Raw genomic sequence first — 19,638 nt, 5'->3', positions numbered from 1 at the left:
GGCCGCAGGCCGGCAATATAAAACCCATATACTACTTTAAATTCCAACCTTTAGCTGAGAAATCCAGGGCCTCGAAGTCTATGCGCGAAAAAAATACTACTTTATTCGTCGATCAGAAAATAAACAGCGCTGAAATCTTAATATCCGGCCTGAAGCCAAAGGACACAACCTATTTTCTTTCCGGATCGGGTGATCCACTCTCGGAAATTGCATCCGCCCTCTCGGGCAGACGGAATGTAGACCGGCTCGTCATCCTGGCACACGGCTCCCCCGGCACGATAGAGTTCTCGGGCAAAAGGATCGACTGCGCCGCGATGCGGTATCGGGAAGGCCCCCTCGCGAAAATCAAGGCCGCCCTGGCACCGGACGCCGAACTTATTCTCGCCTCTTGCGCGACCGGCGCGGGTAGGGACGGCGCGCATTTCGTGGAGGCGCTGGAGACAGCGCTTGGCGTTCCGGTCTCGGCACCGACCGCCGATCTTGGCGGCGAGGCGGGATGGGAGGCACTGCCGGTCCTTGCATCGCTGTTCGGTTCGGCCACGCTTCAACGCTATCCGCACCGGCTTGCGCTGTTCGATTTCGAGTCCGTGTCGGGGTCGGGTACCGCCACTCTGACACAGACGGTGAGCAGCGTAACCGTCACCGCGACCCGGTCGGACGGCGGGACGCTTACGACCAGCGCCACAGGGTCAACCGGAAACTTCCTCGACAGCGGATCGACCGTCAACGGCACGATGACGCTAACCTTCAGCGCGCCGGTGACCGTGACCGCGCTATCCTATTGGGAGGCTGGCGCCCCCGCCAATACCGGCGGAAACTACGTTCTCACACCGTCATCGGGCACGGCCTCGGTCGTGGCTGAGACAAGCATCACAGGCTTCCACGAGGACCTCACGCCGGGAGACTGGACCGGGATCACGACGATCACGGTGTCCTACTCCGGTGGCGGAAACTACTTCGCCGGCGTCGACCAGATCACCTTCACCGTCCTCACTTCCGCGACCAGCACCGGCGCAGGTTTCAACACCACCTCCGGCACCAGCCTCACTCCCTCCTTCAATTTCGGCTCCTTAGACGAGACCTTGACGATCGCCGACGCCTCCCATGTCTCGGGATCCACCGCCGATGGCGGAGGCGGCACCGACACACTCGTCGCCGCGAACGGCAGCAACTTGTCCGGTTTCGCATCGCTGACGAATTTCGAGGTTCTCACTCCGGCCGCCGGCGCCACCGTGACGATGTCGGAGAGCCAGTACGAGGCGTTCACGACGGTCAACGGCAATACGGGGACGGAGACGATCGTCCTGTCCTCGGCCAATGGCGACGGCAACGTCACCGGCGACGCCGATATCGAAGCCTATACCCTCAACGGGGTTTTCACCTTCACCATTGGCACGGGTGGCCAGAGCGTCACCGGCAACGATGCCGACAGCCAGACGGTGCAGTCCACGGCCGCCGTCGATACTCTGTCAGGCACGCTGAACGGCGGCACTGGCGGATCCGACACCCTGGTGCTGGACACCGGCGACAACATCGCCGGCGCCATGGTCAGCAATTTCGAGAACCTGACGCTCGGCAGCGGTGCCTCCGTCACCATGACGGCGGCACAGCATGACAGTTTCAGTGGCACCGTCACCGCAGTCGGAACAGAACAGATCACACTGGCCGCCACCGGCGGCGATACCGCCGTCACCGGTAATTCTGCGATCGAGACCTATGTGCTCGGCGCCAACGGCATTACTTTCACCCTGGGAGCGGCCGGACAGAATCTCACCGGCAGCAGCGGCGCCGATACCGTCAATGGCGGAGGGTTGACCACAACCGGCACGCTGAACGGCGGCACCGGCACCGATACCCTGCAGCTCGGCACCGGTGCCGATATCACCGGCAGCACCCTCTCCAGCTTCGAGAACCTGACGCTGACCAGCGGCGCCAGCGTCACCATGACCGCGACGCAGAACGCAGGGTTCAGCGGTACGATCACCGCCGCCGGCAACGAGACCGTCACCATCACCGGCGACGGTAGTTTCACCACTCTCGCGAACACTGAGAGCTATTCGGTCGGCGACGACAGCACCAACGCGCGGACCATCACCCTTGGCGGCGCGGGCACCAGCGTCACCGCCAGCTCAACGACGGATGCCGTAACCTTCAGTGCCGGCGGCCTGACCCTGACCGGCACGCTGACAGGCGACAGCACGGTTGGCGACACGCTGGAGCTGACCAACAACTCCAACATTTCCAGCGCCACCATCACCAATATCGGCACGGCAAGCGTTGCAAGCGGCGCGTCGGTCACCATGACCGAAGTCCAGCACGACGGCTTTACAGCCATCAACGGCACCGGCACCAACCAGATCACGCTGTCCTCGGCGAACGGCGACGCCAATGTCTCCGGCGACGCAGACATCGAGATCTATGTGCTCGGCGCAGCGACCAGTTTCGCGCTGGGTGCGGCCGCACAGAACGTCACCGGCAGCACGGGCAACGACACCGTCAATGGCGGCGGTCTGACCGCGACCGGTACCCTGAGCGGAGGCCTCGGCACCGATATCCTGCAGCTCAGCACCGGCGCCAATATTTCCGGCGCCACGGTCAGCAGTTTCGAGACTCTTACCCTGTCCGGCGGCGCGTCGGTGACCATGACGGAGGCGCAGCACGACGCGTTCTCCACGGTCAACGCTGCGGGAACCGATACCATCACCATTTCGGCCGCCACCAACGGCTTCGCGACGAACACGGCGGTGGAAAACTACGCTCTGGGGGTCGCCAACGCGGTCACGATCGCCGGCGGTGCGCAGGACCTTACGGGCTCGGGTGGCAACGACACCATCACCTTCCAGGGACTGACCTACACCGGGACGCTCTCGGGCGGCGCCGGCACCGATGTCATCCAGGCGACGAACGGGACCGACATTTCCGGCGCCACCATCTCCGGGGTTGAGAACCTGACCCTGGCCGGCAACGCCTCGGTGACGATGAACCTGTCGCAGTTCAACGCATTCTCCTCCGGCACGATCACCGCCGGCGGCACCGAGACGGTGACGCTCTCGGGCGATGGCAACGTCTCGACGACCGCCAACCTCGAGGTCTACAACGTCGGCGACGACAGCACCAACACGCGCACCGTCACGATCACCAATGCCGGACACAGCGTCAGCGCCACGTCGACCACCGATGCGGTCACCTTCGATGCCGGGGGTCTGACCCTTACCGGCACCCTGACCGGCGACGGCACGGTCAACGACATCCTGTCGCTGGGCACCGGCGCCAATATCTCCGGCGCGACGATCAGCAACATCGAAGACCTGACGCTCACCAGTGGCGGCTCCGCCACCATGACGGTGGCGCAGTTGAACGGATTCACCGGCACCATCACGGCGGCCGGCACCAACACCGTCACGCTGACCGCTACCGGGACCGTCAGCGGCACCAATCTCGGCGCCATCGAGACCCTGTCCACCGCCGGCGGCGGCTCGGAGACGATCACGCTTGCCGCGTCGATCGCTGCCGGCAAGACGCTGACCGCCGCGGATACCGGCAACGACCATTTTGTCGTCACCGGCTCCGCAGGTGCTCAGAGCGTCACGGGCAGCGCCGGCGTCGACACGATCGACGGCGGTGCCGGCGCGGACACGCTCGCTGGCGGCGCCGGCGCGGACAGGCTGACGGGCGGTGACGATACCGACCGCTTCACGGGCAGTGTCAGCGACCTGAACGGCGACACGATTACCGATCTTGCGAGCGGAGAGACGATTCTTCTCACCGGGGTCACCGGCCTGTCGACCGCGAATGTCCGGTTCAATGGCACCAGCCTGGAGGTCGACACCAACGCCACCACCTTCGCCACGCCGGAAGTCGCGATCGGGACGGTGTCCGATCTGACCAGCGCGCTGACAGTCGCGTCGGTCGCGGATTCCGGCGGCAACACGCTGATCACGCTCGGCAGCGCCAGCGTGTCGGCAACGACGACGGCGGCCGGATTCAACACGACCAATGGGACCAACCTCAACCCGGCCTCGACCTTCGGCACCACCGACGACACGTTGACCATCGCCGATGCCAGCCACATCACCAGCGCGTCGGTGGCGAATGGCGGCGCCGGCACGGACACAATCGTGCTGGCCGACGGCGGCGACCTGACCACGACCGGCTTCACGCTGACCGGCTTCGAAGTTCTCACGCCGGCTGCCGGCGCCACCGTGACGATGTCGGAGAGCCAGTACGAGGGGTTCACGACCGTCAACGGCAATACCGGGACGGAGACGATCGTCCTGTCGTCCGCGAATGGCGACGGCGCCGTAACGGGCGACGCGGATATCGAGACCTACACCCTGAATGCCGCCTTCACCTTTACGCTGGGGGCCGCCGGGCAGAACGTCACCGGCAGCGCCGGCGCGAACCAGACGGTCCAGTCCAGCACCTCGATCGATACGCTGACCGGCACGCTGAACGGCGGTGCCGGCGGCTCCGACACGCTGATCCTTGATGACGGCGACAATCTGTCCGGCTCGACGGTCAGCAATTTCGAGAACCTGACACTGGGCAGCGGCGCGTCGGTCACAATGACGGCGGCGCAACTGAACGGCTTCACCGGCACCACGACGGCGGCCGGCACCGAAACGGTGACGCTGTCGGCCACGGGATCAATCGCCAGTGCAAACATCACGCCGATCGAGACCCTGGCGACCGCGGCGGATGCAGGTGCCCAGACCATCACCCTGACCGCCGCCCAGGCCGCGGGCAAGACCCTGACCGCCGGCGACAGCGGCCTGGATCATTTCGTGATCACAGGCTCTGCCGGCAGCCAGTCGGTCACCGGCAGTGCGGGTGCCGACACCCTCGACGGCGGCGCCGGTGACGATACGGTGATCGGCGGCGGCCGCGACGACGCCGTCAGCGGCGGAGCCGGCAACGACGTCGTCAGCGGCGGGAGCGGGTTCGACACGCTCGTCGGGGGTGATGGTGCTGACACGCTCACCGGCAGCGCGTCGGATTTCAACGGCGACACCATCTCCGACTTCGCGGTGGGAGACAGCATCGTCGTCACCGGCAAGGATCTGTCGGCCTTGAACGGTACGACCGCCAGCGGCACGATCGACATCAGCGGTAGCGTCGCGACCACGCTCACCGGCATCACCTCGGCGAGCGGGACGTTCAGCGCGACCTTCGCCGGCGGCAATACCACCATCACCCTGGTCGCTCCGGCATCGGATGGCGATTCCGGCGGCGGCGGGACGATCGTCGTCACCCCGACCACGCCCACCACCGGATCCGGCGGGTCGGGCACGACCACAGCCCAGACCATCACGAACAACGGCAGCAATTCCGGTTCCGCCGCGATCGTCGAAAACACCAACAACAACGGCAACCTGGTCACCGCCACCCTGCCACCCAGCACGACGATCACTTCCGAAGGGCCGAGCACCGCGCAGAGCCCGACCGACGCGCTGACCACGCTCGTCACGTCGATTCAAGCCCGCGGCTCGACGGCCGAGACACCGCTGGTGTCCGGCGCGCGCACCTTTCTGAACAACCTGGCCACCACCACCACCCTGGACGTGCGCACGATCGTTCCGACCACGACCACTTCGAGCCTGTCCAGCCCGATCGTAATCACCGGCACCAATGGCGGCAGCCAGTCGGAGGCTTTCGTCATCGACATGCGCTCGCTGCCCTCGGGATCAAACCTGCAGCTTGATAACATCGAGTTCGCGTCGGTCATGGGCTCGTCCACGGTCACGGGCGGTAACGGCGACAACTACGTCACCGCCGACGACAGCAGCCAGTTCATCTCGCTCGGCGTCGGCAACGACACCCTGTTCGGCGGCGACGGGGCCGATACGATCGGGTCCGGCAGCGGGGCGGACCAGCTCCACGGCGAGGACGGCAACGACAGGGTCTTCGGCGGTACCGACACAGACACCGTGTCCGGCGGCGGGCACGAGGATGTGGTCTACGGCAATCAGGCCAATGACGTCGTCTACGGCAACCAGGGCTACGACACGCTTTATGGCGGCCAGAACGAGGACAGCCTGTATGGCGGCCAGCACCAGGATCTGCTCTACGGCAATAACGGCCAGGATCTGCTCTACGGCAACCTGGGCGAGGACACGCTTTATGGCGGGCAGGGCGACGACACTCTGTTCGGCGGTCAGGGCCTGGACGTGCTGAACGGGAACGACGGAGCCGACAACCTTTCCGGTGGCGACGGAGCCGACACGCTGATCGGTGGCGACGGCAACGACACGCTCTATGGAGGTCTCTCCAGTGCCAATGGCGGCGACGGAACGTCGTTCGACATCCTGTCCGGTGGCGCCGGCGACGATGTCTTCCATGGCGGCGAGGGTGTGGACTGGATCTTTACCGGTGCCGGGGCCGACAAGATCTACGTCGACGACCTCAACGGCATCGACGTGGTCGCCGACTTCGGCCTGACAGAGGATCAGATCGTCATCAGATCCACCGCGAACGGTCAGACCTTCACCTCGGCCGCCGACGTCATCGCCCGGGCGGCGGACAATGCCGACGGCGACGTGGAGATCGACCTGGGCGGCCAGTATGTCCGCCTGATCGGTGTCCAGGCCAGCGACCTGACGGAAAGCATGTTCGGCTTCTACTAGCGCGCGATCGGTTCAGATCGAAACGATCTGAACCGTGAATCGCTCTCTAACCCATTAAAGATAGGGCAAATTCACAGGAGCAGATGTTTCCATCTGATCGTGATTTTCTCTAGGGCTTTCCCTCGGCACCCGGCGAAGAGGGACGCGCGCTGGCCGCCGTACCAGATCACGTCGTACCAGATCACCCTGATCAGGTCGTCGCGCCAACCGCGGAACACGAACACGCGGCCAGCGTGAGGGGCCAGCCGGAGCCTCTTCTCGGTCAGCGCCGCCGGACCGGTGAGGAAGCGGGGGCTATGCCTCCAGATACCGCGTTTTCAGATGCGCCAGGAACGGCGCCGCGCTCAGCTCGGCGCCGGTTGCGGCCTTCAGGATCGCTTCGGTGCCCGTCGAGCTGGCCACCCCGTGGACGTTCTCCCGGAGCCAGCCCACCAGCGGCGCGAAGTCGCCCCGGCCGATCGCCTCTGGAATGCCCGGCACCGCCCGGACCGCCGCCTGGAACAGCTGCGCCGCCGCCATCGCCCCCAGCGTGTAGGTGGGGAAGTATCCGACCGCCCCGTCATACCAGTGGATATCCTGCAGGCAGCCCCGGGCATCGTCCGGCGGCGTGACGCCGAGAAGGTCGCGCATGCCGTCGTTCCAGGCGGCCGGCAACCCCGAGACCTCCAGGTCGCCCGACAGCATGGCGCGCTCCAGCCGGGTGCGCAGGATCACGTGCAGCGGGTAGGTCACCTCGTCCGCTTCGACTCGGATGAAGCTGCGCGCCACGCGGGTGTAGATGCGGCGCAGGTTCTCCGGCTCCCAGGCCGGACCCTCGGCGCCGAAGGCGGTCCGCGCCCAGCCGGACAGCAGGCCGAGGAAGGCCGGGGAGCGGCAGGCCTGCATCTCCATGAGCAGGGATTGGCTCTCGTGCATGACCATGCCCCGGGACTCGCCCACCGGCTGGTTGCGCCAGTCGGCGGGCAGGCCGCGCTCGTACAGCGCGTGGCCGGTCTCGTGGATCACGCCCATGATGCCGTTGATGAAGCCGGTCTCATCGTAGCGGGTGGTGACGCGCACATCGTCGGGCACGCCGCCGCAGAACGGGTGCAGGGTCTCGTCCAGCCGGCCGTGATTGAAGTCGAAGCCCAGGGTCTCCATCACCCGGCGCGACAGGATGCGCTGGGTGGCGACGGGGAAGGGCCCTTCCGGCGGCACCGGCTCGCCGTGGCGCGCCTGGCGCTCCAGGACCGCGTCCAGCAACGGCGGGAGCTCGGCCTCCAGCTCGGCGAACAGCGCCTCGATCTTGGCGACCGACCCGCCCGGCTCGTAGCCGTCGAGCAGCGCCTCATAGGGCGTGGTGCCGAGGGCGGCGGCCTTGGCATCGGCCTCCTCGCGGATCAGGCGGATCTGCTCGGCCATGGCGTCGCGGACGATCGAGAAGTCGGCCTTGGCCCGGGCCTCGCGCCACAGGGCCTCGCAGCGCGAGCCGGCGCGCGACAGGGCATCCACCAGCGCGGAGGACAGCGCGGTCGCATGGGCATGGGCCCGACGCATCTCCGCCAGATTGGCCGCCCGCCAGCCGGTCAGGCTCTCGGCCCCGGCCGCTTCCAACGCGTCGGCCACCTCGGCCGCGGTCAGCAGCTCGTGTCGCAGCACCGACAGCGTCGCAAGCTGCTCGGCCCGCGCCTCGGCCCCGCCCGACGGCATCAGCACATGCTGGTCCCAGCCAAGCATCCCCGACGCCCCGGACAGGGCGGAGAGCCGGCGGAACCGGGCCTCGAGCGCATCCGTCGCGGGCGTGGCGCTCATGCGCCGTCCCCGTCGCGCTCGACCTGCTTGTCACGCTCGGCCTGGTCGGCCTGGCGATGCCAGACGATGTAGACGCCGATCAGGGTGGCGGCGAGCAGGAACCAGGTGATGGCGTACTGCAGATGCTCGTTGCGTACGGTAATGGTGCGCTCGGCCCCGAACGGAAGGGTGGTGGGCTTGGGTTGTTCGGCGAGCTGGTCGATGTAGTAGCCGGTGGCGACCGGCCCTTCGAGGCCGAGATGCTCGGCCATGGCCTGCGGTCGGACCGTGAACCAGACGTCGTTCGCCGGTTCGTTCTCCGGCACGAAGGTGCCCTTGATCCCGGATTCCATCACCACGCCGTCGATGCTCGCCGGCGGCGGCACCAGGGTCGAGGGCCGGTCGGCCGGGCGACGCTGCTCTTCCGGCACCCAGCCGCGGTTGACGAAGACCGTCAGGCCGGACTCTGTGACGAAGGGCGTGATCACATGGAAGCCGGCCGTCCCCTTGAAGGGCTTACCGGTGATCTGCAGCTCCTTGTCGTGCAGAAACCGTCCGGTCGCGACCACATGGCGGTAGCGCCAGTCGCCCATGTCGGCATGGGTCAGGGAGGGCGGCGGGTCCGTGGGCTCTGCCGACACCCGGGCTTCGAACGCGTCGATCAGCTCGGTCTTCCAGGCCAGCCGCTGAAGCTGCCAGACACCCAGGGCGAGCATCAGGATGACGGCGGGAACGGTGAACAGCGTCGGCCAGAGGCGCGGGCGAAAAACCATGATGTCCTCAGGCCGCGGCGTCGGCCGCGGCGGCTATTGGTCGGGCGTGCCGTGCCGGTATTCCAGCGCGACGACGACACCCTTGAACGGTCTCAGAAGTAACAAGGTCCCGACGATCACGGCAACGGTCCACAAAGTGGCGTGCACCCAGATCGGCGGCGAGAACAGCGTCTCCACGATCCAGGCCAGAACCGACAGGATCGCCCCGAGGGCGAAGATCACGAAGACGGCCGGGCCGTCTCCGGAGCTGCGGGTCCGCAGCGCCTCGCCGCAGACCTCGCAATTTTCGACGACGGTCAGATACCCGTCGAACAGTCGGCCCTTTCCGCAGGCCGGGCACTTGCAGGCCAGCCCGGTCGCGATCGGAGACGGGCCGTAGGCCATGGTGCCGGGGCGCCCTCAGGGGGACGGCGTCAGCCGCCCCACCAGTAGACGCAGATGAACAGGAACAGCCAGACCACGTCCACGAAGTGCCAGTACCAGGCCGCCGCCTCGAAGCCGAAATGCTGCTCCGGGGTGAAGTGACCCTTGTAGGCGCGTACCCAGCAGACCGCCAGGAAGATGGTGCCGACGATCACGTGGAAGCCGTGGAAGCCGGTCGCCATGTAGAAGGTCGAGGCATAGACCGTGTCGGTGAAGCCGAAGGCCGCGTGGCTGTACTCGTACGCCTGCAGGCAGGTGAACAGGAAGCCGAGGATCACCGTGAGGCCGAGACCCCAGAGCAGGTCCTTGCGGTTGTTCTGCAGCAGCGCGGCATGCGCCCAGGTCACCGTGGTGCCCGACAGCAGCAGGATCAGGGTGTTTATCAGCGGCAGGTCGAACGGATCGAAGGTCTGGATCCCCTCCGGCGGCCACACCCCGGTGCGCGGATACAGCGCCATGTCGAAGAACGCCCAGAAGAAGGCGAGGAAGAAGAACACTTCCGAGGTGATGAACAGCGCCATGCCGTAGCGCATGCCGATCTGCACGACCGGGGAGTGATGGCCCTGCCACTGCGCCTCGCGGATGATGTCGCGCCACCAGAAGAACATGGTGGCGATGATCAGCGCCAGGCCGACGAGCATGACCAGAACCGCCATCGGCAGTCCGTGCATGTACATGACGCCACCGACCGCGAGCACGAAGCCGGCGGCGGCTCCCATGAACGGCCAGGGGCTCGGTTCCACCAGGTGGTAGGGATGTTGCTGTTCGTGTGCCATCGGTCCCCTCGTCTTCAGACCCTCCGCCGGAACTGGCGGTATGTTACTCTACGGACGGCGCCAGCGCGAGCTGCTGGGCCTTCGATTGATCCTCAGCCGGATAGAAGGTGTAGGACAGCGTGACCGTGGTCACCCCGTCCATCTTCGGATCCTTCATCAGCTCCGGATCGAGAAAAAACTGCACCGGCATGTCCATCGTCTGCCCCGGCTTGAGCACCTGTTCGGTGAAGCAGAAGCAGTCGATCTTCATGAAATACGGGCCGGCCTTGTGCGGCGTGACGTTGAAGGCGGCGGTGCCGACCACCGGCGTGTCGCCGGTGTTGGTCGCCCGATAGAACGCCAGCTTCTCGACGCCGACCTCGACCTTCGTGGTGTTCACCGCCGGGACGAACTCCCACTGCAGACCCTCGCCCACATTGGAATCGAAGCGCACGGTGAATTTGCGGTGCTCGGCCGACGCGCCCGGGGCGGCCTCGGCCTGGCGGGTGGTGCCGCCGAAGCCGGTGACCTGACAGAACAGGGTGTAGAGCGGCACGGCGGCGAAGGAAACGCCGACCATGCCCACCACGATCCCACCCAGCACCGCGGCGACGCGGAGGTTCGAACGGCGGGCCCGGTCGGCGCGCCCCTCGGACGTCGGTGAGGTCTGCGAGGTCTCTGTCGGTCCGGTCATCGTTCAGCTCATCCGCAGGATGGTGACCACGAAGAACAGCACGGCAAGGCCCATGATGGTCGCCAGGATCGCCAGATTCTTGCCGCGGCGCTGCGCCCAGATGTCCTCGGCCTTGCGCGGCGTCGGGTTGCTGTCGTCGGTATGGGGGTCGCTCATCGCCGTCATCCCGCGATCCAGTGGTCGGCCAGCATGGCGCCGAACAGGGCGAAGAGGTACAGGATGGAGTAGCCGAACAGCAGCTTGGCCGGCTTCATGTCGTCCGCGCCGGCCCGCAGCACCTGCACCGCGCCTAGCACGAACAGCCCACCGAGCACGATGGACGCCACGCCATAGACCGCGGTGGTCGCGGCCATCGCCCAGGGAGCGAGGCCGAGGACGGCCAGCAGCACGGAATAGGCCAGGATCTGGCGCTTGGTGGACCGCTCGCCCGAGACGACGGGCAGCATCGGCACGCCGGCGGCGGCGTACTCGCCGCGCTTCCAGAGCGCCAGCGCCCAGAAATGCGGCGGGGTCCACACGAAGATGATGGCGAACATCACCAGCGACAGCCACGAGACGTCGCCGGTCGCCGCCGCCCAGCCGATCACCGGCGGCACGGCACCAGCGGCACCGCCGATCACGATGTTCTGCGGCGTGCGGCGCTTCAGCCACATGGTGTAGACGAAGACGTAGAATCCGATGGTCGCGGCCAGCAGGGCGGCCGAGAGCACGTTCACCGCCAGGGCCATGACCAGAACCGAGAAGCCGGCGAGGATGACGCCAAAGCTCAGCGCCTCGTCGGCATCGACCTTACCCGCCGGGATCGGCCGCTTGTCGGTGCGGCCCATGACCGCGTCGATGTCGCGGTCATACCACATGTTGATGGCGCCCGAGGCGCCGGCCCCGACGGCGATGCACAGCACCGCGATCGTCGCCAGCACCGGATGGATGTCGCCCGGCGCGATGGCCAGGCCGACAAAGCCGGTGAAGACGACAAGCGACATCACCCGCGGCTTGAGCAGCGCGATGTAGTCGCGGACCGAGGCCGTCCCCGTGCTGGGAACGGCCTCGGCCGAAAGCGTCTGAGCCGTCAGGTCAGTCACCACTCGCTCCGATCAATGACCCTTGGAGGGAGCGATCTGCGGCAGCTCGTTGAAGGTGTGGAACGGCGGCGGGGAGCTGACCGTCCACTCGAGCGTCGTCGCACCTTCGCCCCACGGGTTGGCCTCAGCCTTGCGCTTGGCGCTGAACGCCTCGATCACCACCACGACGAAGATCAGGGTGCCGATGCCGCCGATATACGAGCCGATCGAGGCCACGTAGTTCCAGCCGGCAAGCGCGTCCGGATAGTCGATGTAGCGCCGCGGCATGCCGGCCAAACCCAGGAAGTGCATCGGGAAGAACGTCAGGTTGACGCCGATGAAGGTCACCCAGAAATGGGCGCGGGCCAGCATGGAGTTGTAAGTGTAGCCGGTCATCTTCGGGAACCAGTAGTAGAACCCGCAGAAGATGCCGAACACCGCACCCAGCGACAGCACGTAGTGGAAGTGCGCGATCACGTAGTAGGTGTTGTGCAGGGCGATATCGACACCGGCATTGGCCAGGACCACGCCGGTCACGCCGCCGACGGTGAACAGGAAGATGAAGCCGACGGCCCAGATCATGGGCAGGCGGAACTCGATCGACCCGCCCCACATGGTGGCGATCCAGGAGAAGATCTTGATGCCCGTCGGCACCGCGATGACCATCGTCGCCGCGGTGAAATAGGCCCGCGTGTCGACGTCCAGTCCCACCGTGTACATGTGGTGCGCCCAGACGACGAAGCCGACGACGCCGATCGCGACCATGGCGTAGGCCATGCCGAGATAGCCGAACACCGGCTTGCGCGAGAAGGTCGAGACCACCTGGCTGACGATGCCGAAGGCCGGCAGGATCATGATGTACACTTCGGGGTGACCGAAGAACCAGAACAGGTGCAGGAACAGCACCGGGTCGCCGCCGCCGGCCGGCTCGAAGAACGAGGTGCCGAAGTTGCGGTCGGTCAGCAGCATGGTGATGGCGCCGGCCAGGACGGGAACCGCCAGCAGCAGCAGGAACGCCGTGACCAGCATGGCCCACACGAACAGCGGCATCTTGTGCAGCGTCATGCCCGGGGCGCGCATGTTGAAGATGGTGGTGATGAAGTTCGCGGCACCCAGGATCGAGCTGGCACCGGCGAGGTGCAGCGAGAAGATCGCCAGGTCCATGGACATCCCCGGCGTGCCGAGCTTGCCCGACAGCGGCGGATAGATCGTCCAGCCGGTACCGACGCCGTCCGCGCCGCCCGTGCCCGGCACGAACATCGAGATGACCAGCAGCAGGAAGGCCGGGACGATCAGCCAGAAGCTGATGTTGTTCATCCGCGGGAAGGCCATGTCCGGTGCGCCGATCATCAGCGGCACGAACCAGTTGCCGAAGCCGCCGATCAGCGCCGGCATGACCACGAAGAACACCATGATCAGGCCGTGGGCGGTCACGTAGACGTTCCAGGCATTGCCGTCGGCCATGTACTGGACGCCCGGATCCTGGAGCTCCATGCGCATGTAGATCGAGATCGCGCCGCCGAACAGGCCGGCGATCACCGCGAACACCAGATAGAGGGTGCCGATATCCTTGTGGTTGGTGGAGTACAGCCACCGCTTCACGAAGCTGCTCGGCGCGCCGTGGTCGTCGTGACCGTGGTCGTGAGCGTGATCAGCGCTTGTCATCTTGCTTGTCTCCACCGGTTAGTCGGCGACCGACGCGACCTTGGTCGCGGTCGGGTTCATCGCGAACTGTTCCTTAGCCTTCACGAGCCAGGCGTCGTACTCGCCCTGCTCCATGGCGTGCACCACGATCGGCATCCGGGAATGGTCGATGCCGCAGATCTGGTTGCACTGGCCGTAATAGACGCCGGGCTTGTCGACCTGGAACCAGGTCTCGTTGATGCGGCCCGGCGTGCCGTAGACCTGCACCGCCAGGGCCGGAACGAAGAAGGAATGCATCACGTCGAAGGTGCTGACCAGAACCTGCACCTTCTTGCCGACCGGGACCACCAGACGGTTATCGACGTCGAGCAGGCGGGTCTGACCGTCCTGGATGTCGGCATCCGGGATCAGGTAGCTGTCGAACGCGAGTTCCTCGTCCGGGTAGGTGTAGTTCCAGTACCACTGGTGCGACTGGACCTTGATGGTCATGTCCGGGTCGACCGCCTTGTCCTGCTTGTACAGAAGCGGGAAGGAATAGAAGGCGATCACGACCAGGATCAGCGCCGGAATAACGGTCCACGCGAACTCCAGCATGGAGTTATGCGTCGTCCTCGACGGGGTCGGATTGTTGCTCCGCTTGAAGCGGACGCACACATAGGCCAGCAGCGCCAGCACGAAGAGGCTGATCACCGTGATGATCACGAGCAGAATGTTGTGCAACTCGTCGATGTCGTAGCCGACCGGCGTCACTTGTTCCTGCATGCCCAATTGCCAGGGCTGAGGCTGGGCGGCCGACGCGTCAAACGCCGCCACCGCGAGGATCGCCACCGCCGCCAGAAGTGCGGCTCCGCCGCGCATCGTGGCACCGGCAACCCGCTTGAGGATCCGCTCCATCACTCGGTCATTCCCGTCGTCGTTGGTCCTTGAGCCGCAGTCCCCCGGAGTGCAGCGACGCCCTTATGGCACCATCCGCCCAGCCGTGCAACGCGACCCTTCAGCACACCGAACAAGGCTAAATGCCGGTCCGGTGACCCACAAGCGCGCGCGACGCGGCATTCGGTCGCGTAACCGCCGACTGCAGGCCGCGATCGGTCCCGGCGCCTCGGCCCTTCTCCTCGGCCCACCGGCCTCGACTTCCATGGGACGGACGCCTATGTGAAGCTGATCGACCGAATTAGACCCATTCTATCCCGATGGAGCCGCCCCGTGTCCAATCTGGCCCTCACTGACGAGCTGTTCTTCGACCGCGCCGGCCTGGACAAGGGCCGCACCCAGGACATCGTCGACGGTGCGCTGAACGGCGCCGACGACGGCGAACTGTTTCTGGAATACAGCCAGAGCGAAAGCCTCGCCTTCGACGACGGCCGGCTGAAGACCGCCAGCTTCGACACCACCCAGGGCTTCGGTCTGCGCGCCATCGCCGGCGAGGCCCGCGGCTTCGCCCATGCCGCCGATTTGTCGGAGGACGCGATCAAGCGCGCCGCCGACACGGTGCGCGCGGTCCATGGCGGCCACAACGGCAAGATGGACCTGGGGCCGAAGGGCACCAACCGGGCGCTCTACACCGCCGAGAACCCGCTGCAGGGCTTCACCACCGAGGCGAAGATCGGCGTGCTGAAGGAGATCGACGCCTATGCCCGCGCGAAGGACCCGCGGGTGCGCCAGGTCACGGCCACACTGATGGGCTCCTGGCAGGCGGTGCAGATCCTGCGCGCCGGCGGCCAGCGCGTCGCCGACGTGCGCCCGCTGGTCCGGCTCAACGTGCAGGTCGTGGTCGGCGACGGCGACAAGATGGAGGCCGGCTATTACGGCTGCGGCGCCCGGATGAGCTTCGACAACTACGTCGACCCGGAGACTTGGCAGCACGCCACTGACGAGGCGTTGCGCGTGGCCCTGGTCAATCTCGGCGCGGTGGAGGCCCCCGCCGGCGAGATGGAGGTGGTGCTCGGCCCGGGCTGGCCCGGCGTCATGCTGCACGAGGCGGTCGGCCACGGTCTGGAGGGCGACTTCAATCGCAAGCTCACCTCGACCTATTCCGGCATGATCGGCCAGCGGGTCGCCGCCAAGGGCGTGACCGTCATCGATGACGGCACCCTGCCCGACCGCCGCGGCTCGATCACCGTGGACGACGAGGGCACCCCGTCGGCGCGCAACGTGCTGATCGAGGACGGCATCCTGGTCGGCTACATGCAGGACCGCCAGAACGCCCGGCTGATGGGCGTGCCCGCCACCGGCAACGGCCGCCGCCAGTCCCATGCCCATCACCCGATGCCGCGCATGACCAACACCTACATGGCCGCCGGCGACGCCGATCCGGAGGAGATCCTGAAGTCGGTGAAGCGCGGGCTCTACGCCGTGAATTTCGCCGGCGGCTCGGTCGACATCACGTCGGGCAAGTTCGTGTTCTCCATGAACGAGGCCTATCTGGTGGAGAACGGCAAGATCGGCCCGGCGGTCAAGGGCGCCACCCTGATCGGCAACGGCCCCGACGCCATGGGCAAGATCACCATGATCGGTAACGACATGAAGTTGGACGACGGGATCGGCACGTGCGGCAAGGACGGGCAGGGCGTGCCCGTGGGCGTCGGTCAGCCGACCCTGAAGATGACCATCGCCGTCGGCGGCACGGCCGCCTGATCAGCCCGGGCGGCACAGCCGCCTGATCAATCCCGGCGGCACGGCCGCCCGATCAGCCCCGGCGGCACGGCTTCCTGGTCGACCTCCGGCGGCCCAAGAGTCCGGGCCGCCGGTCGTCTTTGCCGAGCACTTTTTCGGATCCGATGCCCCGTCGGAATCGTAAGACGTCTGCGATTTTACCTTAACTGCCCGTTAAATATTTAACGGGTAGAGATACGGCGCCATGCCGACGCAGCCGTCCTCGACACCCCGATCGGACCCGACCTTGCTGAACCTCCTCCCCGCAGCCCTCGCCGGGATCGCGATGCTCGCCGTCGCGGTGTTCGGCCTGCTCGCGCCGTCGGCCGACACCGACGCCCGGGTCGCCGCGGTCTTCCCGCCGTGGTGGAGCGCACGCGACGTCATGGTCAGCCTGGCCGGAAGCGACACGGTCATCCTGCGCGAGGGCATTGCACCCACGGTCCTGCTGCTTGCCAGCCCCACGCCCGGACTTCCCCAGCGCCTGCGCAGGGCCGGGGCTCTCCTGACCATCGATCCGACGGCCGCCGCCGGTTGCCTCGGGCTTTCCGCCGCAACCGCCCGCGGTTGATCCGCCGCCAAATCGGGATACTGCCATGTCAGACATTCTGAGCATTCGCCGCCGCGCCACCTTCGCGCTTTCGATGTTCATTCTCGCCCATGTGCCGGTGGTCGGCGCGACCGCCTTCCTGTTGGGCCGGGACGCGATCTGGCCGACCCTGGCGACCGCGGTCGCCGCGGCCATCGTGGTCGCTTTCGCCCGGCTGCAGCCCGATGCGCCGGCCACGCGATATCTGATCGCCGCGGTGATGATGGGGATCGTGTCGATGATGGTCGCCCTGTTCTGGGGCAATTCCTGGCAGATCGACATGCACATGTACTACTTCGCGGCCCTGGCGATCCTGGCGCCGATGGTGTGCACCGTGTCGATCCTGGTGGCGGCGGTGGTCGTGGCCGTGCATCACCTGACGCTCAGCTTCCTGCTGCCGGCCGCCGTCTTCCCGGATGACGCCTCGCTGGGCCGGGTCATCCTTCACGCCGTCATCGTGGTCATCGAGACCGGCGCCCTGCTCTGGATCGCCCACAGCATCCAGCGGGCGTTCGACGCCTCGACGCGCGCCCTGAAGGAGGTCGAACTGGCCCAGGCCGAGCAGGCCCGTATGGCCGAGCAGGCCCGCGAGCGCGACCGCCAGGCGGCGACCGAGAAGACCGCCGCCCTGGTCACCCTGTCCGACACTCTGAAGCAGACCGTCGGCGGCATCGCCGACACCGTCGCCGCCGCCTCGGAGGAACTGAGCCGCACCGCGACCAGTCTGACCGAGACCACCGGCCGGGTCGGCGATCACGCCGGCACCGTCGCCCGCGACGCGACCGAGAACCAGGCCCGGGCCCAGGCGGCGGCCGACGCGCTCGACCGGGTCTCCCAATCGATCGCCCGGATCACCGATCAGGTGAGCCTGTCGAGCCGGATCACCGGCGAGGCGGTACAGCGTGCCGCCGACACCGACCGCACCGTGGCCGGCCTCGCCCAGGCGACCGACCGCATCGGCGAGGTCCTGACCCTGATCCAGGACATCGCCGAGCAGACCAACCTGCTGGCGCTGAACGCCACGATCGAGGCCGCGCGCGCCGGCGACGCCGGCAAGGGCTTTGCGGTCGTCGCGTCGGAAGTGAAGAATCTGGCCGGCCAGACGGCCAAGGCGACGGAGACCATCGCCGGCGAGATCTCCTCGATCCAGGCCGAATCCCGCGGCGCGGTCGAGGCGATCCGCGGTATCGGCGAGACCGTCGGTCGGATCGACGAGGTCGCCCGCACCATCGCCGACGCCGTCGGCGAACAGGAGGCGACCGCCCGCGAACTCGGCGACGAGGTCGCGGCCATGTCCCAGAGCGCCAGTCAGGCCGCCAACGGCGTGACCGAGATGGCCGACCAGGCGCGCGACGGCAGCAAGGCCGCCTCCGACGTCCTCAACGCCAGCCAGGACCTCGCCGTCAACGCCGACACCCTGCAGCGCGAGATCACCGAGTTCTGCGCCCGCGTGCGGGCCGGCTGACCCGACCCCTCCGCCCTTTCCACATGCCGTCCGGCGAGAGGGCGGCATGTGGAAGGGCCCGTTGCCTCCTGACTCCAGCCGTGTACACTCGCGCCACCATGAGCCTGAATCCTCCCGGCACCGATCCCTCCGTGCCCGTCACCGACCTGATCACCAAGCGCCCGAACGTCTACGGCTTCGGTGGTCTCGACCGTTCAGCCCATATCCGCGAGCGCGAAGGCTGGCTCGACGAGCTGCTGGAGCGGCCGGACACCGTGCTGGTTCCGGTCTGGCGCAGCCGTTCGCTGGTCGCCCCCGGCGACGCGCCGCGCGCCGGCATGCTGTCGGTGGGCGAGCACAAGGGGCTGATGCGCTTCGCGGATCTCAGTGCCTTCCTCGGCGAGTATGACGGGGTGGCCCATGTCGCCATCGACCTGTCGCCGCTGGAGGAGACCGACATCCTCAACATCCTGGCCGCCCACGGCGTGTTTCAGGACCTGCGCCAGATCGGCCCGCTGCTCAACCGGTTCGAAGGCTCGGTGCTGGCCTATGCCCGCGGGCTGATGTGGTGGCACCAGCGCCACCGGTTCTGCGGCGTATGCGGCTCGGAGACCCGCATCGTGAAGGGCGGCCACCAGCGCTCCTGCACCAACGAGAGCTGCCGCGCCCCGCATTTCCCGCGCACCGATCCGGCGGTGATCATGCTGGTGCATGACGGCGAGCGCTGCCTGCTCGGCCGCCAGAAGGTCTGGCCGGAGGGGATGTACTCGACCCTGGCCGGCTTCGTGGAGCCGGGCGAGACCCTGGAGGAGGCGGTGGCCCGCGAAGTCTGGGAGGAGAGCGGCATCCATGTCCGCGACGTGCGCTATCACTCCTCGCAGCCCTGGCCGTTCCCGTCCTCGCTGATGCTGGGCTTCCATGCCGAGGCGAAGTCGTTCGACATCGTGCGCAACGACGACGAGCTGGGCGACGCCCAGTTCTTCACCCTCGACCAGCTCGCCGATTTCGAGGCGCTCGGCAAGTTCCTGCCGCGCCGCGACAGCATCGCCCGGCGGCTGATCCAGGACTGGGTGGAAACCGTGCGCCCCGACCTGCTCGACGCGGTCGACAAGGTTCCGAGCGCGTATCCGGTGCGACCGAGCTGAGCTCGACGCTCGGGCGGCGGCAGCGGCTCCGTTCCTGACCCTCTCACATTGATCACTCCCCG

Annotated in this window: 14 protein-coding genes; 5 read left to right on the top strand and 9 right to left on the bottom strand. The window is 66.9% G+C overall.

From position 1 onward, the window contains the following. Positions 1–80: 80 nt before the first annotated feature. Positions 81–6,623: a DUF4347 domain-containing protein gene (locus G578_RS0123280; RefSeq protein ID WP_084619143.1), complete on the top strand. Its 6,543-nt coding sequence runs from the start codon at positions 81–83 to the stop codon at positions 6,621–6,623. A 294-nt stretch (positions 6,624–6,917) separates the two neighbouring features. On the opposite strand, the gene G578_RS0123270 is transcribed toward G578_RS0123280, so the two are convergent. The 9 genes from G578_RS0123270 to coxB are packed head-to-tail and all read right to left on the bottom strand — an operon-like array spanning position 6,918 to position 14,637. Continuing rightward, complete coding sequence (locus G578_RS0123270) at positions 6,918–8,414, bottom strand: carboxypeptidase M32 (RefSeq protein ID WP_028796271.1); 1,497 nt, start codon at positions 8,412–8,414, stop codon at positions 6,918–6,920. Next, a complete protein-coding gene (locus tag G578_RS27905) occupies positions 8,411–9,166 on the bottom strand; it encodes an SURF1 family protein (protein ID WP_038015760.1) in 756 nt (251 codons plus the stop codon). The genes G578_RS0123270 and G578_RS27905 overlap by 4 nt, the downstream gene beginning before the upstream one ends. A 33-nt stretch (positions 9,167–9,199) precedes the next feature. Beyond that, a complete protein-coding gene (locus G578_RS0123260; protein WP_028796270.1) occupies positions 9,200–9,550 on the bottom strand; it encodes a DUF983 domain-containing protein in 351 nt (116 codons plus the stop codon). 29 nt (positions 9,551–9,579) lie between these two features. Further along, positions 9,580–10,365, bottom strand: coding sequence for a cytochrome c oxidase subunit 3 (locus tag G578_RS0123255; RefSeq protein ID WP_028796269.1), 786 nt, complete (start codon positions 10,363–10,365; stop codon positions 9,580–9,582). Positions 10,366–10,408: 43 nt separating this feature from the next. After that, on the bottom strand, positions 10,409–11,038 hold the full coding sequence (locus G578_RS0123250) for a cytochrome c oxidase assembly protein (RefSeq protein WP_028796268.1): 630 nt from the start codon (positions 11,036–11,038) through the stop codon (positions 10,409–10,411). A gap of 3 nt (positions 11,039–11,041) precedes the next feature. Beyond that, positions 11,042–11,194, bottom strand: coding sequence for a hypothetical protein (locus tag G578_RS29795; protein WP_156907440.1), 153 nt, complete (start codon positions 11,192–11,194; stop codon positions 11,042–11,044). A gap of 5 nt (positions 11,195–11,199) precedes the next feature. Further along, positions 11,200–12,120, bottom strand: coding sequence for a heme o synthase (locus tag G578_RS0123240; protein ID WP_028796267.1), 921 nt, complete (start codon positions 12,118–12,120; stop codon positions 11,200–11,202). 12 nt (positions 12,121–12,132) lie between these two features. Then, positions 12,133–13,764, bottom strand: coding sequence for a cytochrome c oxidase subunit I (gene ctaD / locus G578_RS0123235; RefSeq protein WP_028796266.1), 1,632 nt, complete (start codon positions 13,762–13,764; stop codon positions 12,133–12,135). Positions 13,765–13,782: 18 nt separating this feature from the next. Further along, positions 13,783–14,637 carry a cytochrome c oxidase subunit II gene (coxB, locus tag G578_RS0123230; RefSeq protein WP_028796265.1) on the bottom strand — a complete coding sequence of 285 codons (855 nt, stop codon included), beginning with the start codon at positions 14,635–14,637 and terminating at the stop codon, positions 13,783–13,785. Positions 14,638–14,949: 312 nt separating this feature from the next. Between coxB and tldD the strand changes: the two genes are divergently transcribed. From tldD to nudC, 4 genes are all read left to right on the top strand, one after another. Next, the gene (tldD, locus tag G578_RS0123225; protein ID WP_028796264.1) at positions 14,950–16,380 is read left to right on the top strand and encodes a metalloprotease TldD; all 1,431 of its coding nucleotides are present in this window, start codon (positions 14,950–14,952) and stop codon (positions 16,378–16,380) included. Between the two features lie 265 nt (positions 16,381–16,645). Then, positions 16,646–16,969, top strand: coding sequence for a hypothetical protein (locus G578_RS28830; protein WP_051245204.1), 324 nt, complete (start codon positions 16,646–16,648; stop codon positions 16,967–16,969). Positions 16,970–16,994: 25 nt separating this feature from the next. After that, complete coding sequence (locus G578_RS27895) at positions 16,995–18,452, top strand: methyl-accepting chemotaxis protein (RefSeq protein WP_051245203.1); 1,458 nt, start codon at positions 16,995–16,997, stop codon at positions 18,450–18,452. Between the two features lie 98 nt (positions 18,453–18,550). Then, entirely contained in the window at positions 18,551–19,576 is a 1,026-nt protein-coding gene (gene nudC / locus G578_RS0123210; protein WP_051245245.1) for an NAD(+) diphosphatase, read from the top strand. Positions 19,577–19,638: the final 62 nt, after the last annotated feature.

The organism is Thalassobaculum salexigens DSM 19539 (assembly GCF_000423805.1).
In the GTDB taxonomy this organism is placed as follows: domain Bacteria; phylum Pseudomonadota; class Alphaproteobacteria; order Thalassobaculales; family Thalassobaculaceae; genus Thalassobaculum; species Thalassobaculum litoreum.
The sequence above is the reverse complement of the archived record's forward strand: the minus strand, read 5'-3'. Positions and strand labels throughout refer to the sequence as shown.